We start from the raw sequence: 12858 nt of genomic DNA, 5'->3' as shown, positions 1-12858 counted from the left end.
ATACCAGCTAAGAGTGGTCGGAGGCTCTAACGGCGCCCGCTTCAATCATGCAATAGGATCGTTTGATAGCGATTGAGCGCCGTGGGTTCCAATAGCGCCTGCACCGTCACCAGCTGTCCGTTTTCGTCGCACAGATTGCTATAGAACCGTAGGCTTTCCAGCAGGACTTCCATACGGGAACGCCTGTCTGCCTCTTCCAAAAGCGGCGCATGCAAGGACAGAAAAAGGGCGGGACGTTTCTGTTTCACCCAGTCCACAAGCGTGGGCAGGACAAAGAACTCCGCCCCTTCGATATCCATTTTCACCAGCGAGACCTGGCTTAAATCCTGGACAGCCTGGAACTGCTCCCATGCGATTGTCAAAGCATCCGTTCCATGCGCCGCGTCATGTAAAAGGGAACTGGTGGAATCGCCCGGCTCTCCTCGGGTTGAGGCCATGCGGGCCACTCCGAACTGATCTGACAACGCCACTCCGAAGGCCGAGACATTGCGGATATCGTTCAGGTCCAGGTTCCAGGCCAGATGACGAAAGGCGGTCGGGTCGGGCTCAAAACAGAACACATGGCGGGCTTTGCGCGCACCGTAAAGGACAGTCGGCCCGATCCATGCGCCGATATCCAGATAGTCGCTTTCCGGGGATAGGAACTGATCGAGAACTGCGAAGGTCTCAGGCTCCCAATCTCCGGCCGAGGCTTTGCGCCAGAATTTCGAATGGTAGGGATCCAGCCGGAACGCCTGACCATTCAGGTTCCCAGCATAGTATCCGCGGGCGCGGTAAAACATCTTGCGCGCCTGTGTCAGCATCGCGGACCTCCGGGTTTTATTGTCTCGCCCCTTGACCTGCGGCGGTTGCCAAAGCATTTAACCCTTGGGAACCGCAACTTTTATTTTACAGGGGGCCGACATGGCTTTTGAACTTCCTGATCTTCCTTATGCACATGACGCGCTGGCAGCCAAGGGCATGTCCGCCGAAACGCTGGAATATCACCACGACCTGCACCACAAAGCCTATGTCGACAACGGCAACAAGCTGATCGCCGGCACCGAGTGGGACGGCAAGTCGCTGGAAGAGATCATCGTAGGGACCTACGACGCAAACGCCGTCGCGCAGAACGGTATCTTCAACAACATCAGCCAGCTGTGGAACCACAACCAGTTCTGGGAAATGATGGGCCCCGGCGAAAGCGCGATGCCTGGCGAACTTGAAAAAGCGCTGGCCGAAAGCTTCGGCTCGGTTGACGAGTTCAAGTCGCAGTTCAGCGCGGCTGGCGCGGGTCAGTTCGGCTCGGGCTGGGCATGGCTGGTCAAAAACGCTGACGGCTCGCTGGCCGTGACCAAAACCGAGAACGGCGTGAACCCGCTGTGCTTTGGTCAGACAGCTCTGCTGGGTTGCGACGTGTGGGAGCATTCCTACTACATCGACTTCCGCAACAAGCGTCCGGCTTACCTGTCGAACTTCCTCGACAACCTGGTGAACTGGGAAAACGTCGCATCGCGCATGTGATCTGAGTGTCCCGATTGGGCACAAGGGCTTGCTGGCGGAGACGCTGGCAGGCCTTTTTCATTGGTATAGATTTCATGCCGCGCGGTTGGTCAATCCGCACAGCAAACCTTGCGAGACCGCGTCAACCGTGACAGTCCTGCTGTAACCAACTGGCAAACCGCCATTTTGACGATTGGACCCCAAGCTTGCGCGGAAACCATCTCCTCGATCACGCGATTCTTCTGGCAGGCGTTGCCTTGATGTGCGGGCCGGTCTGCCTGCTGCTTTGGCAGTTGCTCACGGCCCTTGATCTGTCCGAGCTTTGGGCCTTGGTTCAGCGGGTCTGGCGTGGTGGCCTCAGCAGCGCTGGGATTGGGGCAGGGGCGATGATGTGGAATTCGCTGGTACTGGCCCTTGGCGTTGCCATCTTGAAAAGCGTGATGTCGATGATGGCCGCCTACGCGCTGGTGTTTTTTCGACTGCCCTGCAGCGGGTTGATCTACGGCGTGATCCTGATCGCGATGTTCTTTCCGATCGAGACCCGGATCTTGCCAACCTTCGCCGTAGCCAGTGATCTTGGGCTGCTCAATTCCTACGCGGGGATGATCCTGCCGATCACGGCCAGCGGGCTGGGCGTGCTGGTCTTTCGCCAATACATGCGCCAGATCCCTAATGAGGTGATGGAGGCTGCCCAGATGGACGGCGCCGGACCGCTGCGTGTACTGTTTGATATCATTGTCCCACTGTCTCTGCCGATGATCGCGGCTGTTTTCGCGATCCTGTTTGTGCTGGGGTGGAATCAATATGTCTGGCCGATTATGATCACCACCACCAGTCAGGACCATGACACCTTGGTGCGCGGCATGGCCTATTCGGGTTTTGGCGGCATGGCAGGTATGGTTCTGGCGCTTTTGGCGCTGCTGCCTCCGGCTGTGGTGGTGATTGGGCTGCAGCGATGGTTGATGCGGGGTCTGACCGCGGGCATCCACTAGGTCCGCGATCTGCTCAAACATGAAGCGCAGGTGAAAACTTGCCGATACGTCAAGTTTCGGTGTGAGACGGGATTGTACCGGGTCCGCCAGCGCTTAAGTAAATACAGCGGAGGGAGAGAACCGCACCCATTGGAAGCACATGCAAACACCGCGCCAGAACGCTCTGGCCGCGAAGCAAAGAACTTGTGCCCAATACATGAGGGATAGCCATGGAAACCACTACGGGAGAGCATAATGGCTGCACTTGAACAGGGAACCTGGGTTGTTATCGCGGATGGGGAAAAGGCACTGTTCGTCGAGAACATCACTGATGCCGAAGACCCCAATCTGGTTGTTGTTTCGGTTGAGGAGCAAGAATCTCACGACCGCCCCACTGACAGGGCCGGTCGGCGGTCTGATCCGGGGCCGAACCAGAAATCGGCGGTTGAGGAACCGGACTGGAAATCCCATGCGAAATCGCTGTTCGTGCAGGACCTTGCCAATCTTCTGAACCGCAAGGGTTTGAAAGGCAAATTTAGCAGGCTTGTTCTGGTGGCCAGCCCGCACGTTCTGGGCCTGCTGCGGCGCAGGCTGCATAGTGAGGTGCTGGCCAAAGTTGTGGCCGAGGTGGATAAAACACTGACCAACCACCCGCTTTACAAGGTTGAACAGGTGCTGAAACAGCGCCTTCGCCCTGCGCCACGTCTGGCTTGAATGAAAACGGGCGGCTTCAGCCGCCCACATTTTTGCCTACCGCAAAGCGGCGATGGCCGCGTCGGCATCCTCGACCCAAGTCACGAAACTTGAAAGAGATTGATCGGCAAATCCCTGTTCGATCACCTGTTCCAGCAGGTCGCGGAGCTTATCCCAGTAGCCCCCCACATTCACCACCACAATCGGCTTATCATGCAGGCCCAACTGCCGCCATGTCAGCGCCTCGAACAACTCGTCCAGTGATCCCGGCCCTCCGGGCAGGACCACGACGGCATCGGCATTCATAATCATGACTTTCTTGCGCTCGTGCATCGTCTCGGTGATCACGTAATGCGTCAGGTCGCTTTTGCCGACCTCGCGCTGGACCAGATGCACCGGAATAACGCCGAAGGTCTCTCCCCCGGCAGATTGCGTGGCGCGCGCAACTTCCCCCATCAGACCCACATCTCCGGCCCCGTAGACCAGCCGCCAGCCTTCCTGCGCCAGCGCGGTTCCCAACTGCTTGGCGGCGTCAGAATAGGCGGGATTGTTGCCATTGCGTGACCCGCAATACACACAGACGGATTTCTGGGACATGACAGGTGCGCTCCGGGCTTGTTTCAGACGTTTTGACCCCTGATAGCGAGATTGATAGGTTGGCTCAACTGTCCGCCGGAACACGAGTCACTCACATCAGTTTCGCGGCGGAATGAAAGGGAAAGAATGAACGGCACATCGGGAAGCGGAAGCTCGGGCAGCTTCATCTGGGGGCTGCTTGTCGGCCTTGTGGCAATTCTTGCGGCCGGTGGTCTGTATTTGTCAGGCGTCTTTTCAAGCAGCCCCGAACCCGTGCAGGAACAGGTTGAGGTTGCAGAGGAAACTCCTGCGCCGGAGGTTGCACCCGAAGAAGAGCCCGCGCAGGAGCCCGCCCCCGAGCCAGAGGAGGCCACTGCCGAGGCTGAGGAACCCGCTGCAGAAAACCCCGAAGCCCAGCCCGAAGAGGTCGCGGTTGAAGCCGCTCCCACGACACCTCCGGCGTTGGACCAGATTTTCGTGTCGCCGGACGGCAGCGCGCTACTGTCGGGTGAGGCAGAGCCGGGCAGTGATGTTGACGTGGTGCTGAACGGCGAGGTCGTGCATCAGTTTTCGGTCGATGAGACGGGCCAGTTCGCCGAATTCGTTGCGGTCCCGTTCAGCGATGATCCGCGCGGCCTTGTTCTGCAGTCGACCGATGGGGATGAAACCGTTCGATCTGACGACTATCTGATCGCAGCCCTGCCAGAACCCGCCCCCGAGGAGCCAGCGCCAACGGTTGAGGAAACGTCCTCGGAACCGGAAGTTGCTGAAGATCCCGAGCCTGAGGCGGAAGATACGACTGCGGCAAATGTTGAGCCCGATCAGTCGACGGAAACCGCAGACGCTGGTAAGGAAGCTGAGGACGCCAGTACGGAAACTGCAGACGCGGGCACAGAAGCCGAGGGCACCGTTACAGAAACTGCAGATGCCGGTGCCGAAACCCATAACACTGGTGCGGATACAGAAGAGGCCGTTGCTGAGACTGAATTGGCCCCGGAAGAAGAAACCGAAACCCCTGCTGAAAATCAACAGGTTGCCATCCTGCGTTCAGGCGAGGATGGGGTAGAGCTGGTGCAATCCCCGTCCGAAGAGAACTCCGCGCCCCAGCAGGTTGAGCTGGACACAATCGGCTATTCAGACACCGGCGATGTGCAACTGACTGGCCGTCTCAACGAAGGATCGGCTGTACGGATATACCTCAACAACCGTCTGGTGGCCGATGTGACCCCGCAAGAGGATGGCAATTGGCGGGGCGACCTCGAAGGGATCGACCCCGGCGTTTACACCCTGCGAGTGGACGAGGTGCATTCGGACGGCACAGTCCTAAGTCGTGTTGAAACGCCTTTCAAACGTGAACCCGTTGAGGTGTTGCAGGCGGCCGAGGCGCAGACCTCGGAGCAACCGCAGGAAACCGTTGCACCGATCCGGTCGGTCACGGTTCAGGCGGGCGACACCCTGTGGGCCATCTCGCGTGAGCGGTTCGGAGACGGCGTGCTGTATGTCCGCCTGTTCGATGCCAACCGCGAGCTGATCCGCGACCCGGACCTGATTTTCCCGGGGCAGGTGTTCACCATTCCTGAATAAGCTCAGGCTCTGGCCTTTCTCAGGCCGGGGTCCATATTGCACTTCACACTAGGCAGGTAATGCGACGTATGCCCCCCATGACATCGGACGAATTGGCCGGAACTGACGAGCGCCGCTCTGGCTGGCGGACGATACGCAAGGTTGCGCCTTACATGTGGCCGGATGATGAGCCATGGGTGAAGCGCCGCGTTGTGATTGCCATGGCGATGCTGGTTTTGGCCAAGCTGATCGCCGTCTATACGCCGATCCTTTACAAGGGCGCGGTGGATGGTCTCGCGGGCGAGGGCGTGCCTCCTCTGGCGCTTGGCGCGGTGGGGCTGACGGTGGCCTATGGTGTCGCCCGGATGATGACCGTGGGCTTTCAGCAATTGCGCGATGCAGCCTTTGCCCCCGTTGGCCAACGGGCGTTGCGTGCGCTCGCGTTGGAGACCTTTCAGCATATCCACCAACTGTCCATGCGCTATCACGTTGGACGCCGGACCGGCGGCCTCAGCCGGATCATCGAGCGCGGCGTCAAGGGCGTCGAGTTCCTTTTGCGGTTCCTGCTGTTTTCCATCGGGCCGCTGATCCTTGAGCTGCTGCTGGTTGCTATCATCCTGATGTGGTTGTTCGACGTCTGGTATCTGGTTGTCGTGGCCGTCACCATCGCGCTTTACATCTGGTTTACCTTTGCCGTCACCGAATGGCGCGTGAAGCTGCGGCGCGAGATGAATGATCAGGATACCGAGGCGAACCAGCGCGCCATCGACAGCCTGCTGAATTTCGAAACTGTCAAGTATTTCAATGCTGAAAAGCGTGAAGCGAACCGGTATGACGTGTCGATGAAGGCCTATGCCGGGGCGGCTTTGAAGACCGCTTATTCGCTGGCCTTCCTGAATTTCGGGCAGTCCTTCCTGATCACCTGTGGCCTGATCGGGGTGATGGTTCTGGCGGCAATCGGGGTCCAGAACGGCGCGCTCACGGTTGGCGATTTCGTCATGGTGAATGCCTACATGATCCAGATTACCGTGCCGCTGAACTTTCTGGGCACGGTGTATCGCGAGATCCGGCAGGCGCTGGTCGATATGGGCCAGATGTTCGACCTGCTGGAACAGCCCGCCGAGGTGAAAGACAAGCCCGACGCCCCGGACCTGAAGGTCAATGGTGGCGAGGTGACCCTTCAGGATGTGCGCTTTGGCTATGACCCGGAGCGGGTGATCCTTAAAGGGGTGTCGCTGTCCGTGCCTGCGGGGCAGACTGTAGCCATTGTGGGCGCGACGGGGTCTGGGAAGTCCACCATCGGGCGGTTGTTGTTCCGGTTCTACGATGTGACCGGCGGGGCGTTGAAGATTGATGGTCAGGACGTGCGGGATGTGCGTCAGACCAGTTTGCACGCCGCCATCGGCGTTGTGCCTCAGGACACGGTGCTGTTCAACGACACCATCCGCTACAACATTGCCTATGGCCGCGATGGCGCATCTCAGGCCGATGTGGAAGAGGCCGCGCGTGCGGCACAAATCCACGACTTCATCGTCTCTCTGCCCGAAGGCTATGACACCAAGGTGGGTGAGCGTGGGCTCAAGCTGTCAGGCGGAGAAAAGCAGCGTGTGGGCATCGCTCGGACGCTGCTCAAGAACCCGCCTATTCTGTTGCTGGACGAGGCGACCTCGGCGCTCGACACCGATACTGAGCAGGAGATCAAGGATGCTCTGGCCCGTGCAGGCGAAGGGCGGACCGTGATCACCATCGCGCACCGTCTGAGCACGATTGCCGAGGCCGACCAGATTGTGGTTCTGGAAAGCGGTGAGATCATCGAACAGGGCACCCATGATGCGCTATTGGCGCGCGAAGGTCGCTACGCCCAATTGTGGAGCCGCCAGCAGGCCGACACACAGGCTGCCTGAGATTTTCCGTTTGACGCGGCTCGTCCTCTGGTTGACACCTTAACGAGCGCGCTATCGCGTCAGGCTTGGTTTTGCCATCGAACAGGAAATAGCAAAAATGAAGAAAATCGTCGCATCCTTGACACTCGGTTTGACACTCGCAGCATCTGCCGCGTCAGCCGAAGATCTGGAATTTCTGCTGGTCAATGAAACTAGTGCGGATCTGGTCGAATTCAATGTCTCCCCGGCCTCATCCGGCAGCTGGGAGGGGAACCTTCTGCAGGGTGGATACCTCGCGCCAGACTATGAGATCGATGTGTTGATCGCGGATGGGCTTGTGACCTGCGTCTACGACATTCGCGGCGTGTTTGATGACGGCAGCGCGGTTGAGGATTACGACCTGGACCTGTGCGACCTGGGCGAATACGCGTTCTCGGAATAGAAAAACGTTTGAAGAAATGAAAATGGCGGGCCATCGGCTCGCCATTTTTTTGTTAGTTATTCGGCTGCTTTTAGCGGTGACCCGGGCGGGATGGTCGGGTGATCCTCATCTGTCCCTGACGCCTGCTCGGGCTGAGGCGCAGACTGATCGTCCCAGACGATCTCGGTTGCTTGTGCAGCCCGTGCGCTTTGGCCGATGGCCATGTCCTGTGCAATCTGGCTGGACCGGCCTGCTGTGACACGCGCCAAGAGTTTGCCCAACCAGATGGCGTAAGTTGTCACCCAGACCCGCAGGGCCAGCATCGATGGCGTTACGATCAAGGTCAGCACGGTGGCGATGCCGAGGCCAAAGACCACAGCGGTAGCCAGCTGTTTCCACCACAATGCAGTGGGGCTGTCGATCGTGTAGCCGCCATTGATGAAGTCCAGCGACAGGCCAAACATCATCGGCGTCAGACCGGCCATTGTAGTCAGCGTTGTCAACAGAACGGGGCGAATCCGAGCCTCAGCCGTGCGCACGATCGCATCGATTCGCGGCATGTAGCGGCTGTACTCCTGATAGGTGTCGATGAGAACGATATTGTTATTCACAACAATCCCTGCCAAAGCGACGATCCCAGTACCGGTCATGATGATCGAGAAGGGTTGCTCCATCACCAGCATACCGATCAGAACGCCAGTTGTGGACAGCACAACCGCCAGCAAAACCAGAACCGAGTTGTAGAAGCTGTTGAATTGCGCCAGCAGGATCACGAACATCAGCCCCAAAGCCGCCAGAAATGCACTGGACAGGAAGGCCTGGCTTTCGGCCTGTTCTTCCTGATCCCCGGTCCATTCCCACGTGATCGAAGGGTCGAACGGGTTGGAGTTCAGCCACTCGGTCAGCACGGCGATACGTTCGTTGGGATTGATCGGCGCGATGCTGGCCTCTCCGTTTTCAACGGCGGTACGCAGTTCCTCAGTCGTCTCAGCCCCGGTCAATTGCACCAGATCGTACTGCTTGCCATTAGGCGCAGTGATCGCGGCTGAGGAGGGCTCTGCCCCATCCGCAACCGAGCGCAGAACGGCCAAACGTTTTTCACCACCGTCTGGTCCAGCGACCACTGCTTTGCTGAGGCCAGCTTCGACATCGGCTTTGACGTCATAGTAGCGTTCCTGATCAACACGGTTGATTTCAGCCAGTTTGGCGACCGGCTGACGGGTGACGAAGTTGGAAAGAGGCACAAGGCCGTCTGCCGTCCGCACCTTCAGGGTGTCCAGCGTGGAAAGGACACGGTCCTCTTCGGGCAGGCGGACGCGGATCTCGATCTCTTCATCTGTGGTGTCGGGGCGCATCTCGCCCAGAAGAATACCGCGCGTGACCAGCTGCACCATGGCCCCGACAGTGGCCACATCGGCGCCAAAGCGGCCTGCTTTAGCGACGTCAACGTCGATCTGCCAGTCGATGCCGGGCAGGGGCAGGGTGTCTTCTATCTTGATCAGGCCGGGGGTCGTGTCGAAAACCTCTCGGGCGGCGACTGTAGCGGCGGTCAGAGGCTCCCATCCGTCACCCTTGATTCGCAGATGCACGGGCTTGGCCGAGGCGGGGCCTTGTTCCAGCGCCAGAATCTCGACCTCGAAACCGGGCAGCTCGGCCAGTTGGGTGTTGAGTTCTTCCAGAACATAGTCGCCATCATATTCGGGGGCGATGAAATGCCGGTCAAACAGCCCACCCAGAATGGGCTCCGAGACGTTGGGACGGTCTTCCCATGGGATGATTTCGAACTGGACGCGTCCGACCGTGTCTGCCGGGTCTTGCGCGCCACCATTGTTCTGCGTCAGCCCACCTTCGCCCGCAAACGAGAAGACGTTGATCACGGCCGGGTGCGCGGCAATCACCTGTTCGGCGGCTAGCACCATGGCGTCTTTTTCCATCAACGAAAGGTTGCCTCGCGCGCGGACGTAAGCCGTGGCCTGTTCCGGCTCGCTTTCGACGAAGAACTCAACGCCCCGGTTGTTTTCGCCGAACACCGAAATCACCGTCATCACAGCCATGATAACGGCAGCGATCGAGACAATCGGCATCACCGGATTGCCCACTAGGAACTTGATGACGTAGCCGAAGGGCGTGTGTTCCTTGGCCGTGTGAACCTTGGTATCGGGTTTGCGCTCGATCCGGGCCGCGCCTAGCGTGACCGATCCGGCGAAAGCTCCAAGGATCATCAACACGGCCCCGAGGAGAGAGCCGCCGCCCTCGACCAGATAGGAGGGGTTCAGCACCTGCATCGCGCCCAGGAAAACCAGATAGAAGGAAGGGGGTACCATTACGGCGCGTAGCCACCATGGCGTGCGGCCGCGCAACCAGTCAGAGGCGCGGTCGAAGATGCGGCTCAAACGACCCGAAACACCGCCCATAACCGGCAGGTAGATCAGCGCCACAATCAGTGACGCGGAAAGAACAAAGATCAGCGTCACCGGCAGCATGCCCATGAACTCACCCGGAATACCGGGCCAGAACAGCATCGGCAGGAAGGCACAGAGTGTTGTCGCCGTGGAGGAGACGATGGGCCAGAACATGCGCTGCGCCGCCTCGACATAGGCATGCATCGGGCCGACCCCCTCTTTGATGCGCTTGTCGGCATATTCGACCACAACGATCGCGCCATCTACCAGCATACCAACGGCCAAGATTAGACCGAACATTACGATGTTCGAAATGCTGACGCCCATGACCGCAAGAAAGGCAAAGCACAGCAGGAACGAGGTCGGAATCGCAAAGCCTACCAACAGCGCTGCCCGCGACCCCAGCGAGGCCAGAACCACGATCATCACCAGCGCAATCGCCGTCAGGACCGAGCCCTCCAACTGGCTGACCATGGACCCAACGATCCGGCTTTGGTCGTTTGAGGTTCCCACGTCCACCGCCGCCTGCAATTCGGCAGGCCATTTGGTTTGCGCTTCGGCAATTGTGGCTTTGACCTGCTCGACCGTGTCGATCAGGTTGAAGCCCTTACGCTTTACCACCTGCAAAGCGACGGTTGGAACATTGTCGAACCGGGCCGTGCCCTCGCGGTCCTCAAACGTGTAGTTGATTTCGGCCAATTCACCCAGAGTGACGACCCGGTCGCCGTTGACCTTGATGGGCAAGCCATACACGTCCTGCGCGGTTTTGAAGGACGAGGGGATTTTGACCGAAAAGGCCCCTTGCGCGCTGTCCACTTCGCCCGCCGCAATCAACTGGTTGTTGTTTTGCACAACCGTAATCAGCTCATTGGCAGTGACGTTGTACGCCTCAAGGCGCAGAGGGTCGATGATGACCTCAAGCAGCTCATCCCGGTTGCCAGCGATTCCGGCCTCAAGCACGGAATCAAGCGCTTCGATGTCGTCCTGCAGGTCCTTGGCGATACGCGCCATGGTTCGTTCGGGCACCGCGCCGGTCAGGTTCACGATGACGATGGGGAATTCGGAGAAGTTCAGCTCGCTCAGCGAATATTGCTCGGCACCGTCCGGGAACTCGGCCTGTGCGCTGTTCATCGCATCGCGGACATCGGCGGTGATTGCTGTCTTGTCCCAGCCGAATTCGAACTCAAGGAACAGGCCTGCATAGCCCTCGGCAGCGGTGGCGGTCATCTCTTTGAGACCATCCAGATCTGCCAGCTCGGTCTCCATCGGTTTGACCAGCAGGTTCTCGGAATCCTCGGCTGAGATTCCGGGGAAGACGACCGATACGAACAGGGCTGGGACCTCGATATCCGGCTCGCCCTCTTTCGGCAGGTTGACATAGGCGAACCCGCCAATGACCAGCGAAATCAGGATGAAGGCCAGAACCATGCGGGCCCGGTCGGCGGCCCAGCTGACGATACCCGTCATTGCATGACCTCCTGATAGGTCGGGTTCACGGTGACGCCCTTGACGACGAACTCTTGCCCCACCACGATGATGTCCGTGGTTTCAGGCAGACCGTCGATCCAGACGCCTTCAGCCGTGTCACGCAACACGCGAACCGGCATGAAATCGACCACATCGCCCGCGCCGACGGTGCGCACGCCCAACTGCCCTTCATTGCTGAGGGTCAGCGCCGATTGCGGCAGCAGATGCGCCTTGGCCCCTTCGGCCGAGATACGGATTGTCGCTGTCTGGCCGTCGCGAATGGTCAGGTCTTCGTTCGGCACGGTGATCTCGACCTCAAAGGTGCGGGTCGTCTCATCTGCCGAGCGGCTGAGGAAGGTTACGCGGCCTTCGACCTGACGACCGGTGACCAGCTGCGCCGAGGCCAGCGCCCCGACCTGAACGCGGTTAACTTCGGTTTCGGGCACGAATCCAACAAGCTTGATCGGGTCCAGCTGGATGATCGTGGCGCAGAGCGTTCCCGGCTGCATCAGGCTGCCCAATTCAGCGGTGTCGCTTTCCAGCAGGCCCTGAAACGGAGCTTCGATCGTCAGCCGATCTATTTCACGTTGGGCGGCTTCGACCTCTGCCGCGGCGGATTCGATGCCGGCGCGGGTGGCTTCCAGCCCGGCTTCAGCCGATTTGATACCTGCCTCGGCGCTGCTCATCGCGGCCTCGGAGGAGACGCGGCGGGTCTCCGAGCCAAAGCCCGTCTCTGACAGTTTGCGGGCCGCTTTCAGGTTGATATCAGCCTCGGCCACAAGGGCATGTGCTTCTTCCAGACGCGCCTCGGCCTCGGGGATGCGGCTTTCGGCCTCAAGCTTGCCTGCCTTCGCTTCGGCTAGGCTGGCGGGGCGGGTGCCGGGATCAAGCTCACACAGCAGATCGCCCGCCTCAACAAAAGCACCGCGGCGCATAGGTTCTGAGATCACGGTCGAGGTCGTCTCGGCCAGCACTTCGACCTGACGGTTGGCTTTTGTTTGGCCGCGCAGCAGGACGGCGCTGTCAATCTCGCGCGCGACCGAGCGCAGGGCAACCACGCGAACAGCATTTTCATTGGCTAGCGAAACCACCGCCTCTTCGGTCTCTGATGGGGTGCTTTCCTCTACGTCACCTCTGCCTGCAAAGGCGAACAGCGCGTCACGCTCAAAAACAAGGAAATACAGCGCGACAATCACCAAGGCGGCATTGATGAATGAAATCAGACGCATAAAGCTGGTCTCCTTAAAAAATTCGCCGGCTTAGACCGGGGTAGTATAGTGAAAGATGGGCGTCGGCTTGTGTATTTTCTACGCTAAACTGATTAGTTCGGTTTATTTTTTTTCGCAAGGGCGCATGCAGTCAGCGGAATTGTGCAAAATCCGGCCCTTGGCTTGGCCGTG

General features: G+C 59.2%; 10 protein-coding genes. 6 read left to right on the top strand and 4 right to left on the bottom strand.

Annotated features, from left to right (window positions below; genetic code table 11):
* Window positions 1–41 precede the first annotated feature (41 nt).
* Window positions 42–803: an FkbM family methyltransferase gene (locus ACR0AI_RS05340; protein ID WP_480672156.1), complete on the bottom strand. Its 762-nt coding sequence runs from the start codon at window positions 801–803 to the stop codon at window positions 42–44.
* 100 nt (window positions 804–903) lie between these two features.
* Here ACR0AI_RS05340 and ACR0AI_RS05335 point away from each other — a divergent pair, with 100 nt between their 5' ends.
* From ACR0AI_RS05335 to ACR0AI_RS05325, 3 genes are all read left to right on the top strand, one after another.
* A complete protein-coding gene (locus ACR0AI_RS05335; RefSeq protein WP_480672154.1) occupies window positions 904–1503 on the top strand; it encodes a superoxide dismutase in 600 nt (199 codons plus the stop codon).
* Window positions 1504–1688: 185 nt separating this feature from the next.
* Window positions 1689–2474, top strand: coding sequence for an ABC transporter permease subunit (locus ACR0AI_RS05330; RefSeq protein ID WP_480672152.1), 786 nt, complete (start codon window positions 1689–1691; stop codon window positions 2472–2474).
* Between the two features lie 234 nt (window positions 2475–2708).
* The gene (locus ACR0AI_RS05325) at window positions 2709–3167 is read left to right on the top strand and encodes a baeRF12 domain-containing protein (protein WP_480672150.1); all 459 of its coding nucleotides are present in this window, start codon (window positions 2709–2711) and stop codon (window positions 3165–3167) included.
* Between the two features lie 36 nt (window positions 3168–3203).
* Here the strand turns inward: ACR0AI_RS05325 and ACR0AI_RS05320 are convergent, their stop codons facing one another.
* Window positions 3204–3743, bottom strand: coding sequence for an LOG family protein (locus tag ACR0AI_RS05320; protein WP_480672148.1), 540 nt, complete (start codon window positions 3741–3743; stop codon window positions 3204–3206).
* A gap of 126 nt (window positions 3744–3869) precedes the next feature.
* Here ACR0AI_RS05320 and ACR0AI_RS05315 point away from each other — a divergent pair, with 126 nt between their 5' ends.
* From ACR0AI_RS05315 to ACR0AI_RS05305, 3 genes are all read left to right on the top strand, one after another.
* Complete coding sequence (locus tag ACR0AI_RS05315; RefSeq protein ID WP_480672146.1) at window positions 3870–5306, top strand: LysM peptidoglycan-binding domain-containing protein; 1437 nt, start codon at window positions 3870–3872, stop codon at window positions 5304–5306.
* A gap of 77 nt (window positions 5307–5383) precedes the next feature.
* Complete coding sequence (locus ACR0AI_RS05310; RefSeq protein ID WP_480672144.1) at window positions 5384–7189, top strand: ABCB family ABC transporter ATP-binding protein/permease; 1806 nt, start codon at window positions 5384–5386, stop codon at window positions 7187–7189.
* 97 nt (window positions 7190–7286) lie between these two features.
* Window positions 7287–7610, top strand: a complete 324-nt coding sequence (locus ACR0AI_RS05305) for a hypothetical protein (RefSeq protein ID WP_480672142.1) — start codon at window positions 7287–7289, stop codon at window positions 7608–7610.
* 56 nt (window positions 7611–7666) lie between these two features.
* On the opposite strand, the gene ACR0AI_RS05300 is transcribed toward ACR0AI_RS05305, so the two are convergent.
* Together ACR0AI_RS05300 and ACR0AI_RS05295 are read right to left on the bottom strand one after the other, a co-directional pair.
* The gene (locus tag ACR0AI_RS05300) at window positions 7667–11458 is read right to left on the bottom strand and encodes an efflux RND transporter permease subunit (protein WP_480672140.1); all 3792 of its coding nucleotides are present in this window, start codon (window positions 11456–11458) and stop codon (window positions 7667–7669) included.
* A complete protein-coding gene (locus ACR0AI_RS05295; protein WP_480672138.1) occupies window positions 11455–12687 on the bottom strand; it encodes an efflux RND transporter periplasmic adaptor subunit in 1233 nt (410 codons plus the stop codon). The genes ACR0AI_RS05300 and ACR0AI_RS05295 overlap by 4 nt, the downstream gene beginning before the upstream one ends.
* Window positions 12688–12858: the final 171 nt, after the last annotated feature.

The sequence above is a fragment of the Ruegeria sp. BG3 genome (assembly GCF_056538485.1).
The sequence above is the reverse complement of the archived record's forward strand: the minus strand, read 5'-3'. Positions and strand labels throughout refer to the sequence as shown.

What these genes read in the sequence shown, in the direction of transcription:
- ACR0AI_RS05340 (WP_480672156.1), bottom strand. Translation starts at nt 803, where the DNA reads ATGCTGACACAGGCGCGCAAGATGTTTTACCGCGCCCGCGGATACTAT.
- ACR0AI_RS05335 (WP_480672154.1), top strand. Translation starts at nt 904, where the DNA reads ATGGCTTTTGAACTTCCTGATCTTCCTTATGCACATGACGCGCTGGCA.
- ACR0AI_RS05325 (WP_480672150.1), top strand. Translation starts at nt 2,709, where the DNA reads ATGGCTGCACTTGAACAGGGAACCTGGGTTGTTATCGCGGATGGGGAA.
- ACR0AI_RS05320 (WP_480672148.1), bottom strand. Translation starts at nt 3,743, where the DNA reads ATGTCCCAGAAATCCGTCTGTGTGTATTGCGGGTCACGCAATGGCAAC.
- ACR0AI_RS05315 (WP_480672146.1), top strand. Translation starts at nt 3,870, where the DNA reads ATGAACGGCACATCGGGAAGCGGAAGCTCGGGCAGCTTCATCTGGGGG.
- ACR0AI_RS05310 (WP_480672144.1), top strand. Translation starts at nt 5,384, where the DNA reads ATGACATCGGACGAATTGGCCGGAACTGACGAGCGCCGCTCTGGCTGG.
- ACR0AI_RS05305 (WP_480672142.1), top strand. Translation starts at nt 7,287, where the DNA reads ATGAAGAAAATCGTCGCATCCTTGACACTCGGTTTGACACTCGCAGCA.
- ACR0AI_RS05300 (WP_480672140.1), bottom strand. Translation starts at nt 11,458, where the DNA reads ATGACGGGTATCGTCAGCTGGGCCGCCGACCGGGCCCGCATGGTTCTG.
- ACR0AI_RS05295 (WP_480672138.1), bottom strand. Translation starts at nt 12,687, where the DNA reads ATGCGTCTGATTTCATTCATCAATGCCGCCTTGGTGATTGTCGCGCTG.